Source organism: Amycolatopsis rifamycinica, assembly GCF_000695625.1.
GTDB lineage: Bacteria > Actinomycetota > Actinomycetes > Mycobacteriales > Pseudonocardiaceae > Amycolatopsis > Amycolatopsis rifamycinica.
On record NZ_JMQI01000047.1, the window covers coordinates 225,797 to 242,058 of the forward strand.

Here is a 16,262-nt window from a genome sequence, read left to right on the forward strand (position 1 = left end):
CCATGGAAGCAGAACTCTCCGGGGCGCGGTGGCGCAAGAGCAGCCACAGCGGCGGCGGCAACGACTGCGTCGAGGTCGCGTTCGTCGGCGGTGGGGCCGCGGTGCGCGACTCGAAGGACCCCGAGGGGGGTGCGTTCCGCCTGCCCGCGTCGGGTTGGCAGGGGCTGCTGGCCGCGGTGCGGACCGGCGGCCCGGCGCGCGGCTGAGTCGCTTGGAGAAGACCCCTTACCCCCGCTGAGCTGGGCTCGGTCGGGAGTAAGGGGTCTTTTCGCGCCCAGCCCTACGTGATCACCCGATGCCCGTGGCGTGCCCTCAGGACGAACCTGGGTGTCACCAACCGCCAAGGACAGGGGAACACGATGCACAGCGATCTGATGCTCGACGCGGTCCGCGCCGAAGCGGCCTACCGGGCCGAGGAACTGCGGAAGGCCGGGCGCAGCGCCTGGGCCGCCCGCGCCCGCCGCGCCGTCCGCCACGTGCGGGCCGCGCGCACCGACGTCGACGTACCGAAGCAGGAGCGCCGGGAGGCCACGCGGGAGACCGCGGGCGCCGGCAAGACCGCCCGGTAAGGGGCGGGTGATGGTGTCGATGGCGATAAGCGGTCGGAAACCGTCGGTGACATCTGGGGCTTCGCCCCAGGTCGGGGGCTTCGCCACCCGAACCCCTGAAAAAATGTCGGTGACATCTGGGGCTTCGCCCCAGGTCGGGGGCTTCGCCACCCGAACCCCTGAAAAAATGTCGGTGGGGTGAGCCACAATGCTCCTCGTGCCCCGACTCGGCTCCGGAATCCCGCTCGTCGCCCGTACCCACGAGATGCGGCGGCTCCGCGCCGCCTTCGCCAGGGCCGAACGTGGCGAAGCCGGCGCGGTGCTGCTCTCGGGGGACGCCGGGGTGGGGAAGACCCGGCTGCTGACCGCGCTCGGCGAGCACGTCGCGGCGTGCGGTGGGCTGGTGCTCACCGGCCGCTGCATCGACGTCCGCGAGGGCGGTCTTCCTTATCTTCCGTTCGCCGAGGCGCTCGCCCCGCTGGGCAGCGCGACGGACCCGGAGGTCGCCGCCGCGGTGCGGGCCCGGCCCGCGCTCGGGCGGCTGCTGCCGCAGGGCCCGGGCTTCGAGGAGCCCCGGGCGGCCGAACACCCGCCGATGACCTCCAACGACCGGGAAACCATGGTGCGTCCCCGGCCGGAGCAGGACCTCGGTCAGCTGCAGTTGTTCGACGCGGTACTGGGGGTGCTGACCGAGATCGCGCAGGCGCGCCCGGTGGTGATCCTCCTGGAGGATCTCCACTGGGCCGACGCCTCGACCCGCAACCTGCTGTCCTTCCTGCTCACCCGGCTGCGGGCGCAGCGGCTGCTGGTCGTGGGCAGCTACCGCGAGGAGGACGTGCACCGGCGGCACCCGCTGCGCGGCGTCCTGGCGGAGCTGGTCCGGCTCGCCACCGTCGAGCGCGTCGACCTGCACCCCTTCGGCGCGGTCGACGCCCGCAAGTTCGTCGAGGCGCTGGCCGACGAGCCGCTGCCGGCCGACGTCGTGGCCGACATCGTCAGCCGTTCCGAGGGCAACCCGTTCTTCGCCGAGGAGCTGCTCGCCACCAAGACCGAGTGCAACGACCTGCCCGCCGGGCTGGCCGAGGTGCTGCTGTCCCGGCTCGAGCGGCTCTCGCCGGACGCCCGCCGGGTCGCGCGGGTGATTTCGGTGGCCAACGAGCCGGTCATGCACGCCGCCCTCGCCGAAGTCTCCGGGCTGGGGGAGCTGGAACTCGACGAGGCGCTGCGCGAAGCCGTCCAGCACCACGTGCTGGTGGTGCTTTCGGACGGCTCGTACACGTTCCGGCACGCGTTGCTGCAGGAAGCGGTGTACGGCGACCTGCTGCCGGGGGAGCGGTCACGCACGCACGCGGCGTACGCGGCGCGGATCAGGGCGCGGCCCCAGGGCCGCGGGCACGACGCGAAGCTGGCCTACCACTCGATGCAGAGCAGCGACCTCGTCACCGCGCTGCCGGCGTTGCTGCGCGCGATGGACGAGGCCGAGAAGCTCGGCGCGCCCGGGTCGGCGCTGCAGCACGTCGAGCAGGCGCTGTCCATCTGGGACGCCGTCCCGGCGGCGGACCGGCCCGACGGGTTCGACGAGCTGAAGCTGCTGTACGAAGCGTCGTACTTCGCCGGGACGTCCGGCGAGCCCGAGCGGGCCGCGGCCTTCGCCCGCTCCGCCACCCAGGCGCTGACCCCGGACATCCCGAACGACCGGGCCGCGAAGGTGTGGCGGCGGCTGGCGGACGCCCTGCTCGCGCTGGAAGGCACCTTGGACGAGGCGGTCGCCGCCATCGACCGGGCGTGGGACCTGGTGAAGGACACCGAGCCCAGCTCGGCGCGGGCGTGGGTGCTGGCCAGCCGGGCCGGCTTCCTGCGGGTCCTCGACCAGCCCGAGGCGGCGCTCGACAGCGCGCTCACCGCGGTCGCCGACGCGCAGGCGGTCGGCGCGGCGGGGGCGGAGGCCTCGGCGCTGGTCACCCTGGGCACGCTGGCCGACTCACGCGGCGACGCCGCCGAGGCCCGGGAGCGGCTGCGGCAGGCCCAGCGCAAGGCGCGGGACGTGGGCGCGTACAACACCGAGATCCGCGCGACCTACTTCCTGGCCCTGAGCCACGACGACCAGGGCGAGTTCGCCGAAGCGCTGGAGCACGCCACGCACGGCGTCGCCCGCGCCGAGGAAGCCGGGCTGAGCTGGAGCGTCTACGGGCTCGAGCTGCGGGCGCGGCAGCTGATGCTGCGCTACCTGATGGGCGACTGGCCCGACGAGAGCGCCGGACGCGCGGGGCGCGGGGTGTCCAACGCCGTCGCCGCGCGGATCCTGGCCATCTGGTCGCTGTTCGTCGTCGCCCGCGGCCGGTTCGACGAGGCCGCGAAGCTCCTGTCCGGGCTGCGGCAGCACTGGACGGCGGACATGCAGATCCCGCTGTCGGCCGGCGGCGCGGGCATCGAGCTGGCGTACTGGCGGGGCGCCCACGCCGAAGCCGTGCGCCAGGCCGATGACCTGATCGGCTGGCTGGAGCGGATCGAACCCGGCCTGCTGGCCGGGATCCGGGTGGCCGCGCTCGGCGTGTCCGCGGCGGCGAAGCTGGCCGCCGACGCCCGCGTCCACGGCGACCCGGCCGCGGCCGAAGCCGCGGTGGCGGCCGGCGAGCGGTTCCTGGCGCACGGCCGGATGTGCGCGGTCGTCGGCCAGCCGCGCTCGGGGGCGCTCGGGCCGGAGGGCCGCGCCTGGCTGGCCCGCCTGGAGGCGGCGGCGTCCTGCCTGTCCGGTCGCGGCGACGCGGAGAAGTGGGCGGCCGCGGCGGAGGCGTTCGGCTACGGCGCGGTGTACGAGCAGGCCATCTGCCGCTGGTACGAAGCCGAAGCCCGTCTGGCCGCGGACGCCGACGCGGGTGAGGCCCTGGAAGCGGCCCACGCGGTGGCGGTCCGGCTCGGCGCGCTCCCGCTGCGCGACGCCGTCCGCGACCTCGCGCACCGCGCCCGCGTCGAGCTGGCCGGCGTCGAACCCGCGGCCCCGGCCCGCACGGTCACCGACCCGCTGACCGACCGCGAGCGCGACGTCCTCGAGCGCGTCGCCCTGGGCCGCACGAACCGCCAGGTCGGCGAAGAGCTCTACATCAGCGAAAAAACGGTGAGCGTGCACCTTTCCCGCGTCATGGCCAAACTGGGCGCCAGCCGCCGCGCGGAAGCAGTCGCGATCGCCTACGACCGAGGCCTCCTCACCGCCCCCACCGCGTGATCAGCAGGTCAACTCACGTGATCCAGAGGTCGACACGCGTGATTGAAGGGTCGACACGGCTGAGCCTGTGGGGTTCGCCGTGTCGACCCTCGAATCACGAGTGCTGACCCTTCAATCACGCGTGCTGACCCTTTGATCACGTCAGCGGGGGAGGCGGCGGAGGGCTTTGAGGCCGAACGTCATGCCTCGGGACCACAGCGAGCCGGGGACCGCGCGCGGGGGACGCAGGGCCAGGCCGCGCTGGAGCGCGATCGACTGGGACTCCGTGTACTTCAGCAGGCCTTCGGCGCCGTTGCGGCGGCCGACGCCCGAGTCCTTCATCCCGCCCATCGGGACGCCGACGCTGCCGAACGTCGCCGCGTAACCCTCGTTGACGTTGACCGTCCCGGCCTTCAGCCGGGCCGCGACCTCCCAGCCCGCTCGGCCGTTGCGGGACCAGACGCTGGCGTTGAGCCCGAACGGCGTGTCGTTGGCCCGCTCGATCGCGTCGGTGACGTCGGTGTAGCCGTAGATCGACACGACCGGCCCGAACGTCTCCTCCGCGAACGGCCGCATCTCCGGGGTGACGCCGGACAGCACCGTCGGCTCGTAGAACAGCGGGCCGAGGTCGGGCCGCGCGCGGCCGCCGGTGAGCACCGACGCGCCCTTCGCGCGGGCGTCCTCGACGTGCGCCGACACCGTGGCGAGCTGCTCCTCCGACGTCAGGGAGCCCATCTGGGCGTGGTAGTCGAGCGCGCCGCCGAGCCGCAACGCCGCCGTCCGCGCCACGAACGCGCGGGTGAACTCGTCGCGGATGTCCTCGTGGACGTAGATCCGCTCGACCGACACGCACAGCTGCCCGGCCGAGGAAAAGCACGCCGTCACCGCGCCCGTCGCCGCCTTCGCGACGTCGGCGTCGGGCAGCACGATCATCGGGTTCTTGCCGCCGAGCTCCAGCGAGTACGACGTCAGCCGCTTCGCCACCTGGCCGGCCAGCTCCTTGCCGGTCGGCGTCGAGCCGGTGAAGCAGAGGTAGTCCGACTCCTCGACCAGCGCGGTGCCGATCTTCGAGCCGCGGCCGAGCACGATCTGCCAGGTGCCGGCGGGCAGCCCGGCCTCCTCGGCGAGCTCGTGCAGCCACAGCGCCGAAAGCGCGGTCTGGTTGTCCGGCTTCTGCACGACGGCGTTCCCCGCGGCCAGCGCCGGCAGGACGTCCATCGCCGTCAGGGCCAGCGGGTAGTTCCACGGCGAGATGATCCCGACGACGCCCTTGGGGTGGCGGATCTCGCCCGCGCGGGTCAGGCCGGGGATGACACCGGCGACGCGGCGCGGGGCGAGGAACTTCGCCGCGTGCCTGCCGTAGTAGGCGGCGACCAGCGCGGTCGCGCTGACCTCGTCGAACGCGTCGAGCCGCGCCTTGCCCGCCTCGACCTGGACCAGGTCGAGCACCTCGTCCTGGCGGGCGAGCACCAGGTCGTGCAGGCGGGTGAGGACGCGGGCGCGCTCGGCGGGGGAGCGGTCCGCCCACGCGCGCTGGGCCGTCCGGGCGCCGGCGAACACCGCGCGGACGTCGGCGTCGGTGGCCTGGGGCAGCGTCGCGATCGGCAGCCCGGTGAAGGGCGCCCGCATCCGGACCGGGGCCGAGTCGGCGCCGCCGGTCACGCGGGCGACGAGCTGGGCCGCCCGCGCCGAGCCCGGCGCCCCGGCGACGCCGCCGACGGTCGGCGGCAGCGAGGTGTCTTCGACGGCGTTCACGGGGGTCGTGCTGGTCATGACGTCTCCGTTCCGGCGGAGTCCGCGCGACGTCGCGCGGGGGTTACCGACGAGTACACCATACCGTCGGTACGTCAGATGTCCAGCCTGATATGAATAAGATTCACGTATTGGGCGGGTGCAGCGGCGGGAGCTGGTAGTTCGGCTCGGTCGGGTCCTGCTGCGCGGGATGCCGCTGGGCCTGCGTCACGCCGCCGTAGGGATCGTCGGGTTGCTGTGCGGGGAACGGCTGCGACGCCGGAGCGCCGTACGCGGGCGGCGGCTGCGGGCCGGTCTGCGGCGCCTGCGCCGGGAACGGTTGCGACGCCGGATATCCCGGGTGAGGCTGCGCGTACTGCTGGGGCGGCCCCGGGTACGGCCGTGACGGCTGCTGGTACGGCCCCGGTGGCGGCCCGGCCGGGGCCGCGGCGGGTTCCCGCCGCCCGGCGAGCGCCGCGGACACCAGTGCAAGCAGGGCGACGACCCCGCCGCCGACCAGCAGCCAGAACCCGATCCCGGTCGTGTAGTGGGACTTGATCGTCCCTTCGTCGGTCTCGTAGCTCAAGGTGGCCGAGACGTCCATGCCGAGCATCCAGACCGCCGCGGTCACCCCGGCGGCGCCGGCCACCAGGGCCGTCCGGGCACCCGAGCGCACGCCGGGTCCGGCCGAGCGGCGCGCGCCGGCGAACGCCAGCCCGGCACCGGCCAGCAGGACGACCGAGGCGGCCGTGAGCGGGATGCCGTACCGGGCGACGTGGGTCTGGTCGTAGAACTTCTTCGCCTCCTCGCCGGGTTCGACGGCGAACGAGCGCGACCAGGCGCTGATCGTCTGGCTGCTTTCCGTCTTGCCGTTCACCACCTGCTCGAACGACGTCTGCGGCAGGAAGGACCCGGCGATCACCAGCGCCGCGGCGAGCACGCCGAGGATCCCGGCGAACAGCCGGAACAGGGCCCCCGGGTCGGCCGGCGGCGGAGTGGGCGGCGGGCCGTAGGAGTACGGATACGGGGCGGCGGTCATCGGAACTCCCCTCGTCGGAGGGATTGGACCACGAAATCCGCCTGCGGGATAAGGGGCAAAGCACCCTGGCGGCGCCGCGCTGGTCAGCTCGGCGCAGTGGCGGCGTCCTGGTAGAGCAGAACGGCGATGCGCTTCCACTCCTCGAGCAGCTGCCGCCGCCGGTTCGGGTCGCCGCCGAGCTCGGCGTCCAAGGCCAGCCCGCGGGTGAGGTTCACGGTGAGCCAGAACAGCATCTCCGCGCGTTCCGGCGGGAGTTCGCCGGCGACCTGGGTGACGTGCTCGAGCGTGGCGCGGCCGAGCGCCCGGTCGACCGGGCGGATGGCCGCGCGCAGTTCGGCGTCGGTGCGGGCGGCGACCCACAGCTCGGTGACGGCCGTGGAGAGCGTGCCGGAGTACCCGGCCCACAGCAGGTCGATCGCCGCGGCGACGCCGGTGCCGCCGCTGGGCAGGTCGTCGAGCGAGGCCGCGAGCTGACGGCGCAGCTTCGTCGTCAGGTGCTCGACCGCGGCCGCCATCAACTCGGCCTTCGCGGTGAAGTGGTGCTGGACCGCGCCTTTCGACACCCTCGCGCGGGCGCAGATCTCCTGCACTGACGTGCGCGCGTAGCCGACCTCGACCAGGCAGTCGATGGTGGCGTCGAGCAGTGCCGTGCGGGTCTGTTCCCGGCGCTGCGCCTGGGTCCGGTGCGCCGTCTCGGTCACCGCGGCCTCCCTGCTTTACCTACCGGACGGAATGGATGTACATTCCGATTAGAACTTACATGCCGATCGTCATGTTTGCCAGTACCGTCAGCAGGAGGGGTCCCGTGCCACTGCAACTGCCGAAGAGCTCGTGGAGCACGACCGAGCTCGATGACCTCCGCGAGCTCGCGCGGTCCTTCCTGCAGAAGGAAGCCGTCCCGCACCAGGAACGCTGGGCGGCGGAGAAAAAGGTCGACCGCGAGCTGTGGACGAAGGCGGGTGACGTCGGCCTGCTCTGCCTGTCCATCCCCGAGGAGTACGGCGGGGGCGGCGGCACCTTCGCCCACGAAGCCGTCCTCTACGAGGAGCAGGCCCGGGCCGGCGACAGCGCGTGGGGTGTCACCGTCCACAACGGAATCGTCGCGCACTACCTGCTCGCCTACGCCTCGGAAGAGAAGAAGCGCGAGTGGCTGCCGAAGCTGGCCAGCGGCGAGCTGGTCGGCGCGATCGCGATGACCGAACCCGGCACCGGCTCCGACCTGCAGGGCATCAAGACGCGCGCGGTCCGCGACGGCGACCACTACGTGATCAACGGCGCCAAGACCTTCATCACCAACGGGTTCCACGCCGGCCTCGTCGTCGTCGCGGTGAAGACCGACCCGGACGCGGGCGCGCAGGGCGTCTCGCTGATCGTGGTCGAGACCGACACGCCGGGCTTCCGCCGCGGCCGCGTCCTCGACAAGGTCGGGCTCAAGGGCCAGGACACCGCCGAGCTGTTCTTCGACGACGTCCGGGTGCCGGTCGGCAACCTGCTCGGCGACGCCGAGGGCCAGGGCTTCTTCCAGCTCATGCTGCAGCTGCCCCAGGAACGGCTGATCATCGCCGTCACCGCGGTGGCCGGGCTCGAGGCGGCCGTCGACCTCACGCTGGAGTACACCAAGGAGCGCACGGCGTTCGGCCGGCCGATCTTCTCCTTCCAGAACACCAAGTTCACCCTCGCCGAGGCGGCCACCGAAGCCGCCGTCGCCCGGGCGTTCCTCGACCAGTGCATCGAACGCCACCTCAAGGGGGAGCTCGACGTGCAGGGCGCGGCGATGGCAAAGCTGTGGACCACCGAGCGCGTCAACAAGGTGATCGACGACTGCGTGCAGCTCTTCGGCGGCTACGGCTACATGACCGAGTACCCGATCGCGCGGGCATGGGCCGACGTCCGGATTTCGCGGATCTTCGGTGGCACCAGCGAAATCATGAAGGAAATCATCTCCCGCTCGCTCTGAAAGGACCCGTTATGAAGGCAGGTCCGCTCAGCGGCCTGAAGGTGGTGGAGCTCGCCGGTCTCGCGCCCGGGCCGTTCGCCACGATGATCCTCGCCGACCTCGGCGCCGACGTCGTCCGCGTCGACCGCGCGCAGCCGGGGGAAGACATCCTCGGCATCCAGACCGACCCCCTCGCCCGCGGCCGGCGGTCCGTCGGCATCAACACCAAGACCCCCGAAGGCGTCGAGCTGGTGCTGAAGCTGTGCGACACCGCCGACGTCCTCATCGAGGGCTTCCGGCCGGGTGTCGCCGAACGGATCGGGCTCGGCCCGGACGTCGTGCACGCCCGGAACCCGCGGCTGGTCTACGGCCGGATGACCGGCTGGGGCCAGGACGGCCCCCTGGCCACGGCCGCCGGGCACGACATCAACTACATCGGCATCGCCGGCGCCCTCGAGCCGATCGGGCGCGCGGGCGAGCGGCCGGTGCCCCCGCTGAACCTCGTCGGCGACTTCGGCGGCGGCGGGCTGCTGCTGGCGATGGGCGTCCTGGCCGCGCTGTACGAACGGAACACCTCCGGCCGCGGCCAGGTCGTCGACGCGTCCATGGTCGACGGCGCCGCGCTGCTGACCACCAGCCTGCACGGCATCAAGGCGGCCGGCCTCTGGTCGGAGGAGCGCGGCGAGAACATGCTCGACGGTGGCGCGCCGTTCTACGACACGTACGAGACCGCGGACGGCAAGTACGTCGCCGTCGGGGCGATCGAGATGCGGTTCTGGGGCGAGCTGGTGAAGGTCCTCGAGCTGGATCCGGCGGAGCTGCCGCTGCACATCGACCGGACGCAGTGGCCGCGGCTGCGCGAGATCGTGGCGGGGGCGATCGCCAAGCACACGCGCGACGAGCTCGTCGCGCGCGCCGAAGGCACCGACGCGTGCCTGACTCCGGTGCTGTCGCCCGAAGAAGCCGCGTCGCACCCGCACAACACGGCGCGCGGCACGTTCGTCGAGATCGGCGGCATGGTCCAGCCGGCGCCGGCACCGCGGTTCGACCGGACGCCGCCGTCGACGCCGGAAGCGCCGCGCGCGAAGGGATCCGACACGGAGGCCGTGCTGGCCGAACTGGGCGTCACGGACCTCGACGCCCTGCGCGCGGCGGGGGCGATCGCCTAGCGCTTCGCTCAGCTCTTCGCCAGGTCGGAGCGCACGACCGAGTAGATGACGTGGTCGCGCCACTCGCCGTCTCGGAAGCCGTAGCCGCGAAGCACGCCTTCGCGGGTGAAGCCGGCTTTCTCGAGCGAGCGCTGTTCGGCGCGGTTGCCGGCTTCGGTCGTCGCTTCGACCCGGTTGAGCTGGGTGTGGGCGAAGAGGTAGCCGACGAGCAGGCGCTGGGCTTCGGTGCCGTAGCCGTGGCCGCGCGCTTCCGGCGCCAGGACGAGGCCCATGTTCCAGCAGTACGAGGCCGACCCGGTGCGGGTCCGGTGCCAGGAGACGAGCCCGAGGACGCGGCCGCCGAGCGTCGGCACGAGCATGCCGGTCTCGGCGGTGAGCATCCCGGTCTCCAGCCACCGGCGGCGCAGGTAGCCGGGATCGTGCCAGCCGAACCACTGGTGCTCCCCGGCGGCGACGGGATCGTTGGTCAGCCGTTCCAGCAGCTCGAGATCGCTTTCGGCCACCGGCCGCAGCTCCACTCTGACACCGTCGTCATCCATCCGGAGACCTTATCGGCCGCTTGACCGGAACTGCCGCGGCTTCCCGCAAGACAACTCGCTAGAGGCATCCCTCGTGACCCAGAGGTCGACACGCGTGATCCAAGGGTCGACACGCGTGATCCAAGGGTCGACACGTGTGATTGAAGGGTCGACACGCGTGATTCGGGGGTCGACACGGCGTGGGCCGCCGAGTTGCGGCGTGTCGACTCTCCGATCACGCGTGTCGGCTGCGCAATCACGCGTGTCGACCCTTCGATCACGTCACGTGAAGGTGCCGTGGCGGCCTTCGCCGGCGGTGAAGCGGGCGGCGCCGTCGACCGCTTCCGCCGCCAAGACGCCGGTGCCCATTGCCGCGGCGAACTCCGCTGTCAGGGCTTCCTCTTCGGACGCGCCCCACTGGGCCAGCGCCGAGCGGCGGTCGCCGCGCAGGCAGGCCTGGGGGAACGCCGCCAGCTGCCGGGCCAGCTCCTGGGCCGCCGTCACCGCTTCGCCCGCCGGCACCAGGCGGTTGGCCAAGCCGATGTCGAAGGCCTCCGCGGCGTCGACCGGCCGTCCGGTGAGGATGAGGTCCATCGCCCGGGACTGGCCGATCAGGCGCGGCAGCCGCACCGTCCCGCCGTCGATCAGCGGGACGCCCCAGCGGCGGCAGAAGACGCCGAACACCGCCGTGGCGTCCGCGACCCGCAGATCGCACCACAGCGCCAGCTCCAGCCCGCCCGCGACGGCCGGCCCGTGGACGGCCGCGATCACCGGTTTGCCGAGGGTCATCCGGGTGGGACCCATCGGGCCGTCCCCGTCCGGGTGAGTTCGGTTCACCCGGTCGGTGCCGATCGCCTTGAGATCGGCCCCCGCGCAGAACACGCCGCCGGCGCCGGTCAGCACCGCGACGGCCGCGTCCGGGTCGGCGTCGAAGGCGCGGAAGGCGCCGGCCAGTTCCGCCGCCGTGGGCCCGTCGACGGCGTTGCGGGCCGACGGCCGGTCGAGGGTGATCGTCGTCACCGGGCCGTCCCGCCGCACCAGCACGTTCCCGGACATCGCCGCTCCTGGGGTCGATCGAGGTGTCTTCCGTACCCGCCTTCCCTACAGTATTGGGGTGGCCACTCCCAGGACGGGGACGGCGAGCCGGGGAGGAAGCGCATGTCGGGTGGCGTGAAGAAAATTCTCATCGTGGGTGTGGTCGCGCTCGTGCTCTTCCTCCTGATCACCCAGCCCACCCAGTCCGCCGACTTCGTCCACCGCGTGCTCGGGTGGCTCAAGGACGGCGCCGAAGCGATCGTCACGTTCTTCCGCGCCCTCTTCTCCTGACCTGGTGCTTCTCCGTACCGGCGCCGCCACGGGCGGTGCCGGTGGCCACCCGCGTCTTAACGGACGGTAAATCACCCAGTGTCACCAATCCCGGATTTCGGACTCCGGCACTCGACCATCCGGGTGGATTGCGGCCGAAAACACGCAGGTCGTCGAATTCGTGGCACCCGGGGTCTGGCGAAGACGACCACCCCGGCCCTACGGTGCTCACATTGCGTGATCGGGTGGTTCGCCCTCCCCCCGGAGACCCCCGGTACGCAGGCAGTTTCCACTCAGCAAGGTGCAGGTTGGTGCGTGCGGCACCACCGCGTGGGACAGGCGTCAGGGCCTGTCCGTCGGGGACCTACATAGGAGGCAGGGATGACCGGAGATCCCGGAGTGGACGCGTTGATCCGGCAGTGGGCCGCCGAGCGCGAGAGGACTCCCGAGGAGCAGGAGGTCGACCGCATCGCGTCCGCGTGGCTGGCCGACGCCCCCGCGCAGGCCCCGGGGATTCCCGGCCAGCGCGCCCGGACCGGGCAGTCCCGGTTCGTCCCGGTCGAGTCGGCCGATCCCGGCTACCTCGCCGCCATGCGCAGCCGGCTGCCGGAGGTGCCCGAAGAGCTCCTCACCGCCGCCGCGGGCTGGTGGCAGATGGTCGGCGGCGTCGCCGAGGCCGAGGAGTGGTGGGACGCCGGCATCAGCCCGCTCGACCAGCGGGCCCTCGACTACCGGGCGGCCGGCCTCGCGCCGTCCGACCTGAGCCGCCGGCTCGGGCCGATGACCGTCCTGCAGCACCTGCGCCGCGGCAGTGCCCCGGCGTGGTGCGTGGCGCGGCTCGCGCGGCAGCAGAAGTCCGCCTGACGAGACGTTTTCCACTCGGCCGGGTGACCCGGGGTGGTGTCACGATCGAAACGGCCCGCGTAACGCTAACCTGCGCGGGCTCGTTGACCGTTCGTCGACACCACGCTGGAGGACCGGAGTTTCGTGCGCACCAGGACCGGAGAGACCGAGGACGACCCGATCGACGCGAGCGTCGAGGAGGCCGCCCCCGCCACACCGGCACCGCGCTCTCCGGGCGTCGCCGTGCTCACCCGGCTGCTCGTGGTCCTCGCCGTGCTGGCCGTGGCCGGCGGCGGGATCTGGCTCGTCACCCGCGCCGCGACGCCGTCGGCGAGCCCGACGACCACCGAAATCCCCGCGTTGCAGGTCAAGGCGGCCGACGTCCGCCCGGGCTCGGTCGCCCCGGCCGGCGGTGCGGTGGCGGGCGGGGCCGAGCAGCAGACGAGCCCGCAGCAAGCGCGTCCGCAGACCTCGGGGCCGGCGACGCTGTCCCAGTGGGCGGCCCAGGTCGCGGCGGCCACTGGCGTCCCGGCGCGGGCTCTGCAGGCGTACGGCAACGCGGAACTGGCCCTGCGCGCGGACCAGCCGCGCTGCAAGATCTCGTGGGCCACCCTGGCGGGCATCGGCCGCATCGAGTCCAACCACGGCCAGTACGCCGGGGCCGTCCTCGGCGCCGACGGCCGCCCGTCCAAGCCGATCATCGGGGTGCCGCTGGACGGCTCGGCGGGAGTCCAGGCGATCGGCGACACCGACGGCGGCCGCTACGACGGCGACACCGGGGTCGACCGGGCGGTGGGCCCGATGCAGTTCATCCCGGGAACGTGGCGCAAGTGGGCCTCGGACGGCAACGGCGACGGCCTCGGCGACCCCCAGCAGATCGACGACGCGGCCTTGGCGGCGGCGCGGTACCTCTGCGTGGGCGGGCGGGACATGGCCAGTCCCGGCGGGTGGTGGGCGGGGATCCTGTCCTACAACAACTCGACGGAGTACGCGCAGAAGGTGTTCGGCCTGGCGGACGGGTACGCGAAGGCGGCCCAGTCGGTGCGCAAGCAGGGCTGAGAGCCCGGCCACCCCGGCCGCGACCGCGCGTCGTCTCTCAGCCGGCCAGTGCTAGCGTCGAAGCGTGCCAGCTTCGGAGACCGCGTCCCCGTGGGGACGGCGGATCGCGATCGTCGCGACCTGCCTGGTGAGCCTGCTCGTCTGCTGCGGGCTCGCCTGGTGGCAGTGGGACCGGTTCACGTCGGCGAACGGCACCTTCCAGAACCTCGGCTACGTCCTGCAGTGGCCGCTGTTCGGGCTCTTCCCGGCCTTCATGTTCTGGCGGATCCGCAAGCTGCGCCGCCAGGCGGAGGCCGAAGGAACCGCGGGACGGCCCCCGGCCCCGGCGCCCGTCGCCGAGGTGCCCGCTCCCCGTCCCCGGCCCGACGTGCCGCCGTCGGACGAGGACGAGGAGCTGGCCGCCTACAACCGTTACCTGCGCGAGCTGAACGCCCGCGACCAGCAGGCCGCAGAGTGAGGACGACGACCCGATGACCACCAGCACCGAAGGCGCCCGGACCGCCGTGCCGCTCGCCGGCCCCCTGGCCCGGTTCCGCACCGCCGCCTACGTCACCGGCGTCGGCCTGCTGGGCCTCTGCTTCGTGATGGTGCTGCGGTACGGGTTCGACAACCCCACGCCGTCCGCGGTCTACTCGCCGATCCACGGCGTCCTCTACATGATCTACCTGGTGCTCACCATCGACCTGGCCATCAAGGCCCGCTGGTCGATCAAGGGCACCGTGCTGGTCCTGCTGGCCGGCTGCGTCCCGTTCGTCTCGTTCCTCGTCGAACGCCGGGTGACGCACAAGGTCAAGGCCGGGCAGAAGCTGTAACGCGCCGGAAGGTCAGCGCCACCAGCACCGTGCAGGCCGCGAACACCGCGGCCGTCGCGAACGCCGCCGTCATGCCGTCGACCGTCAGCTGAGCGCCGGTCGCGGCCGACGAGCGGGTCACCGAGCCGAACACCGTGACCAGAACGGCCAGCCCGAGCGTGCTGCCGACCTGCTGCATCGTCTGCAGCACGCCGCCCGCGGCGCCCGCGTCCTCGCTCGGCACGGTGGCCATCACGATCACGTTGAGCGGCGCGAACGCCAGCCCGCCGCCGAGTCCCATCAGCAGCAGCGGCCCGAGCAGCGCCGGGAAGTACGTGCTCCCCGTGGTGAGCAGCGCGAGCCAACCGACGCCGGTGACCATCAGGATCGAGCCGCTGACCGCCAGGGGCTTCGGCCCGTAGCGGGGGAGCAGGCGCGGCACGAGCCGGCTCATGGTGAAGATCAGCGCCGCCATCGGGAGGAACGCGAACCCGGTGGCCAGCGCGGCGTAGTGCCGGATGTCCTGCATGAACTGGGTGAGGAAGAAGAACATCGACATCATCGCCATCGGCCCGAGGAAGAAGTTGACGTAGGCCGCGCTGCGGTTGCGGTCGGCGAACAGCCGCAGCGGGACCAGCGGCAGCGCGGTGCGAGCTTCGATGGCGACGAAGCCGGCGAGCAGCACCAAGCCGGCGGCGAGCGAGCCGAGCGTCACCGCGTTGCCCCAGCCGTCGGACGCGGCGTGGGTGAAGGCGAACACGAGCGCGCCGACGCCGAGGGTGCCGGTGACCGCGCCGGGCAGGTCCAGGTGCGCGCGACGGCGCTCGGGTTCGGCCACGAACCGCGGGGCGAGCAGGGCGATCGCCAGGCCGAACGGGACGTTGATGAACAGCGCCGCCCGCCACGAGATCCACTCGGTGAGCAGGCCGCCCACGATCAGGCCGATGGCGAAGCCGCCGCTGGACATCGCGGAGAACAGCGCCAGCGCGCGGACGCGGGCCTTGGCCTCGGTGAACGTCGTCGTGACCAGCGCCAGGGTGCTCGGGCCCGCCATGGCGGCCCCGACTCCCTGCAGGACGCGGGCGGCGATGAGCAGCGTGGCCGAGTCGGCGAGCCCGCCGGCCAGCGACGCGAGCGTGAACACGACGGTGCCGGCGACGAACATGCGCCGCCGTCCGAACAGGTCGCCCGCCCGGCCGCCGAGCAGCAGCAGGCCGCCGAAGACCAGGCTGTATGCGGTCATCACCCAGGACAGGCCGGTGGCGGAAAACCCCAGGTCGGACTGGATGCGCGGGAGAGCGACGTTCATGACCGTCGCGTCGAGGACGAGCATGAGCTGGCAGGTGAGGATGATCGCGAGGACCAGCCCGCTGCGGTGGGGGCGCGCCGCCGTGGGCGCGCGGTCGATCGTCTGCTGCGACAAGGAATACTCCCCCGAGGAGTAAGAGAAGAAGCGGAGATGTTCTCCGGTTGACTGTGATCCGATAATATGGAGAGCGTCTCCGGATGCGCAAGCGAATTCGGAGAATCTCTCCGGTTAAGTGGCGAGGAGGCCGGGATGCCGGACACCGAGCGGCCGATGCGCGCGGACGCGCGGCGCAACTACGAACGCATCGTCGCGACGGCGAAGGACCTCTTCACCACCCACGGCGCCGACGTGCCGCTGGACGACGTCGCCAAGAAGGCCGGCGTCGGCGCGGGCACCCTCTACCGGCACTTCCCGACGCGCGAGAAGCTCTTCGAAGCGGTCTACCGCGACGAGATCACTGTGCTCGCCGACCGCGCGCTCGTCCTGCACGACGAACTGCCGCCGTGGGAGGCGCTGGAAGCGTGGCTGCTCGCCCAGGTCACCTGGGTCGTCGAGCGGCACAAGCTGGCGATGATCCTCAAGGAGTCGATCGACTCGGGCTCGGAAACCTTCCAGTACTGCCAGAAACGGCTACGGGAAGCGACGGGCGTGCTCGTCGCAACGGCGCAGGAGGCCGGCCTCGTCCGGCCGGACGTCGTCGGTGCGGACGTCCTGCGGCTCGGCCACGGCGCCGGGATGGCGGTGCGCAACTGCAGCCCGGAAGACGGCCGCCGCGTGCTGACCGTGATCTTGGACGGCCTGCGCGCCTGAGG

17 protein-coding genes are annotated in these 16,262 nt (G+C 72.5%); 11 read left to right on the forward strand and 6 right to left on the reverse strand.

The genetic code is table 11. The features are described 5' to 3' along the window. The first annotated feature begins 2 nt into the window (after positions 1 to 2). The 3 genes from DV20_RS22705 (at position 3) to DV20_RS22715 (ending at position 3,771) form a co-directional block, all read left to right on the forward strand. Positions 3 to 206 (forward strand): DUF397 domain-containing protein, encoded by a 204-nt coding sequence (locus DV20_RS22705; protein ID WP_043783456.1) that lies wholly within the window; start codon positions 3 to 5, stop codon positions 204 to 206. 153 nt (positions 207 to 359) lie between these two features. Beyond that, positions 360 to 569, forward strand: coding sequence for a hypothetical protein (locus DV20_RS22710; RefSeq protein WP_043783458.1), 210 nt, complete (start codon positions 360 to 362; stop codon positions 567 to 569). A gap of 187 nt (positions 570 to 756) precedes the next feature. Next, positions 757 to 3,771 (forward strand): helix-turn-helix transcriptional regulator, encoded by a 3,015-nt coding sequence (locus DV20_RS22715; protein ID WP_043783461.1) that lies wholly within the window; start codon positions 757 to 759, stop codon positions 3,769 to 3,771. Positions 3,772 to 3,912: 141 nt separating this feature from the next. On the opposite strand, the gene DV20_RS22720 is transcribed toward DV20_RS22715, so the two are convergent. From DV20_RS22720 to DV20_RS22730, 3 genes are all read right to left on the reverse strand, one after another. Further along, positions 3,913 to 5,523, reverse strand: a complete 1,611-nt coding sequence (locus tag DV20_RS22720; RefSeq protein ID WP_043783464.1) for a succinic semialdehyde dehydrogenase — start codon at positions 5,521 to 5,523, stop codon at positions 3,913 to 3,915. 103 nt (positions 5,524 to 5,626) lie between these two features. Continuing rightward, the gene (locus DV20_RS22725; protein ID WP_043783466.1) at positions 5,627 to 6,520 is read right to left on the reverse strand and encodes a hypothetical protein; all 894 of its coding nucleotides are present in this window, start codon (positions 6,518 to 6,520) and stop codon (positions 5,627 to 5,629) included. Between the two features lie 83 nt (positions 6,521 to 6,603). Further along, entirely contained in the window at positions 6,604 to 7,221 is a 618-nt protein-coding gene (locus DV20_RS22730; protein ID WP_043783468.1) for a TetR/AcrR family transcriptional regulator, read from the reverse strand. Positions 7,222 to 7,325: 104 nt separating this feature from the next. Here DV20_RS22730 and DV20_RS22735 point away from each other — a divergent pair, with 104 nt between their 5' ends. Together DV20_RS22735 and DV20_RS22740 are read left to right on the forward strand one after the other, a co-directional pair. Beyond that, positions 7,326 to 8,477, forward strand: a complete 1,152-nt coding sequence (locus DV20_RS22735; protein WP_043783470.1) for an acyl-CoA dehydrogenase family protein — start codon at positions 7,326 to 7,328, stop codon at positions 8,475 to 8,477. 11 nt (positions 8,478 to 8,488) lie between these two features. Then, positions 8,489 to 9,625 carry a CaiB/BaiF CoA transferase family protein gene (locus DV20_RS22740; protein ID WP_043783472.1) on the forward strand — a complete coding sequence of 379 codons (1,137 nt, stop codon included), beginning with the start codon at positions 8,489 to 8,491 and terminating at the stop codon, positions 9,623 to 9,625. An 8-nt stretch (positions 9,626 to 9,633) separates the two neighbouring features. On the opposite strand, the gene DV20_RS22745 is transcribed toward DV20_RS22740, so the two are convergent. Next, positions 9,634 to 10,164 (reverse strand): GNAT family N-acetyltransferase, encoded by a 531-nt coding sequence (locus tag DV20_RS22745; protein WP_043783473.1) that lies wholly within the window; start codon positions 10,162 to 10,164, stop codon positions 9,634 to 9,636. 261 nt (positions 10,165 to 10,425) lie between these two features. After that, positions 10,426 to 11,199 carry a crotonase/enoyl-CoA hydratase family protein gene (locus DV20_RS22750; protein WP_043783475.1) on the reverse strand — a complete coding sequence of 258 codons (774 nt, stop codon included), beginning with the start codon at positions 11,197 to 11,199 and terminating at the stop codon, positions 10,426 to 10,428. A 132-nt stretch (positions 11,200 to 11,331) separates the two neighbouring features. Here DV20_RS22750 and DV20_RS45920 point away from each other — a divergent pair, with 132 nt between their 5' ends. The 5 genes from DV20_RS45920 (at position 11,332) to DV20_RS22770 (ending at position 14,162) form a co-directional block, all read left to right on the forward strand. Beyond that, positions 11,332 to 11,469 carry a hypothetical protein gene (locus DV20_RS45920; RefSeq protein ID WP_167344390.1) on the forward strand — a complete coding sequence of 46 codons (138 nt, stop codon included), beginning with the start codon at positions 11,332 to 11,334 and terminating at the stop codon, positions 11,467 to 11,469. Between the two features lie 360 nt (positions 11,470 to 11,829). Then, positions 11,830 to 12,312 carry a hypothetical protein gene (locus DV20_RS22755; RefSeq protein ID WP_013224355.1) on the forward strand — a complete coding sequence of 161 codons (483 nt, stop codon included), beginning with the start codon at positions 11,830 to 11,832 and terminating at the stop codon, positions 12,310 to 12,312. Positions 12,313 to 12,435: 123 nt separating this feature from the next. Continuing rightward, entirely contained in the window at positions 12,436 to 13,350 is a 915-nt protein-coding gene (locus DV20_RS22760) for a lytic transglycosylase domain-containing protein (RefSeq protein ID WP_043783477.1), read from the forward strand. A 64-nt stretch (positions 13,351 to 13,414) separates the two neighbouring features. Further along, a complete protein-coding gene (locus DV20_RS22765; RefSeq protein WP_200876479.1) occupies positions 13,415 to 13,807 on the forward strand; it encodes a hypothetical protein in 393 nt (130 codons plus the stop codon). 13 nt (positions 13,808 to 13,820) lie between these two features. Continuing rightward, entirely contained in the window at positions 13,821 to 14,162 is a 342-nt protein-coding gene (locus DV20_RS22770; RefSeq protein ID WP_043783479.1) for a DUF3817 domain-containing protein, read from the forward strand. On the opposite strand, the gene DV20_RS22775 is transcribed toward DV20_RS22770, so the two are convergent. Beyond that, positions 14,140 to 15,564, reverse strand: coding sequence for an MFS transporter (locus DV20_RS22775; protein WP_043783481.1), 1,425 nt, complete (start codon positions 15,562 to 15,564; stop codon positions 14,140 to 14,142). The two genes, DV20_RS22770 and DV20_RS22775, sit on opposite strands and share 23 nt — an antisense overlap. A gap of 135 nt (positions 15,565 to 15,699) precedes the next feature. Between DV20_RS22775 and DV20_RS22780 the strand changes: the two genes are divergently transcribed. Next, on the forward strand, positions 15,700 to 16,260 hold the full coding sequence (locus DV20_RS22780) for a TetR/AcrR family transcriptional regulator (RefSeq protein WP_043783483.1): 561 nt from the start codon (positions 15,700 to 15,702) through the stop codon (positions 16,258 to 16,260). Positions 16,261 to 16,262 lie beyond the last annotated feature (2 nt).

Excerpts from the sequence above, each read along its gene's own strand:
- DV20_RS22705 (WP_043783456.1), top strand. The coding sequence starts at position 3 with ATGGAAGCAGAACTCTCCGGGGCGCGGTGGCGCAAGAGCAGCCACAGC.
- DV20_RS22755 (WP_013224355.1), top strand. The coding sequence starts at position 11,830 with ATGACCGGAGATCCCGGAGTGGACGCGTTGATCCGGCAGTGGGCCGCC.
- DV20_RS22715 (WP_043783461.1), top strand. The coding sequence starts at position 757 with ATGCTCCTCGTGCCCCGACTCGGCTCCGGAATCCCGCTCGTCGCCCGT.
- DV20_RS22725 (WP_043783466.1), bottom strand. The coding sequence starts at position 6,520 with ATGACCGCCGCCCCGTATCCGTACTCCTACGGCCCGCCGCCCACTCCG.
- DV20_RS22745 (WP_043783473.1), bottom strand. The coding sequence starts at position 10,164 with ATGGATGACGACGGTGTCAGAGTGGAGCTGCGGCCGGTGGCCGAAAGC.
- DV20_RS22750 (WP_043783475.1), bottom strand. The coding sequence starts at position 11,199 with ATGTCCGGGAACGTGCTGGTGCGGCGGGACGGCCCGGTGACGACGATC.
- DV20_RS22720 (WP_043783464.1), bottom strand. The coding sequence starts at position 5,523 with ATGACCAGCACGACCCCCGTGAACGCCGTCGAAGACACCTCGCTGCCG.
- DV20_RS22770 (WP_043783479.1), top strand. The coding sequence starts at position 13,821 with ATGACCACCAGCACCGAAGGCGCCCGGACCGCCGTGCCGCTCGCCGGC.
- DV20_RS22780 (WP_043783483.1), top strand. The coding sequence starts at position 15,700 with ATGCCGGACACCGAGCGGCCGATGCGCGCGGACGCGCGGCGCAACTAC.
- DV20_RS22710 (WP_043783458.1), top strand. The coding sequence starts at position 360 with ATGCACAGCGATCTGATGCTCGACGCGGTCCGCGCCGAAGCGGCCTAC.
- DV20_RS22740 (WP_043783472.1), top strand. The coding sequence starts at position 8,489 with ATGAAGGCAGGTCCGCTCAGCGGCCTGAAGGTGGTGGAGCTCGCCGGT.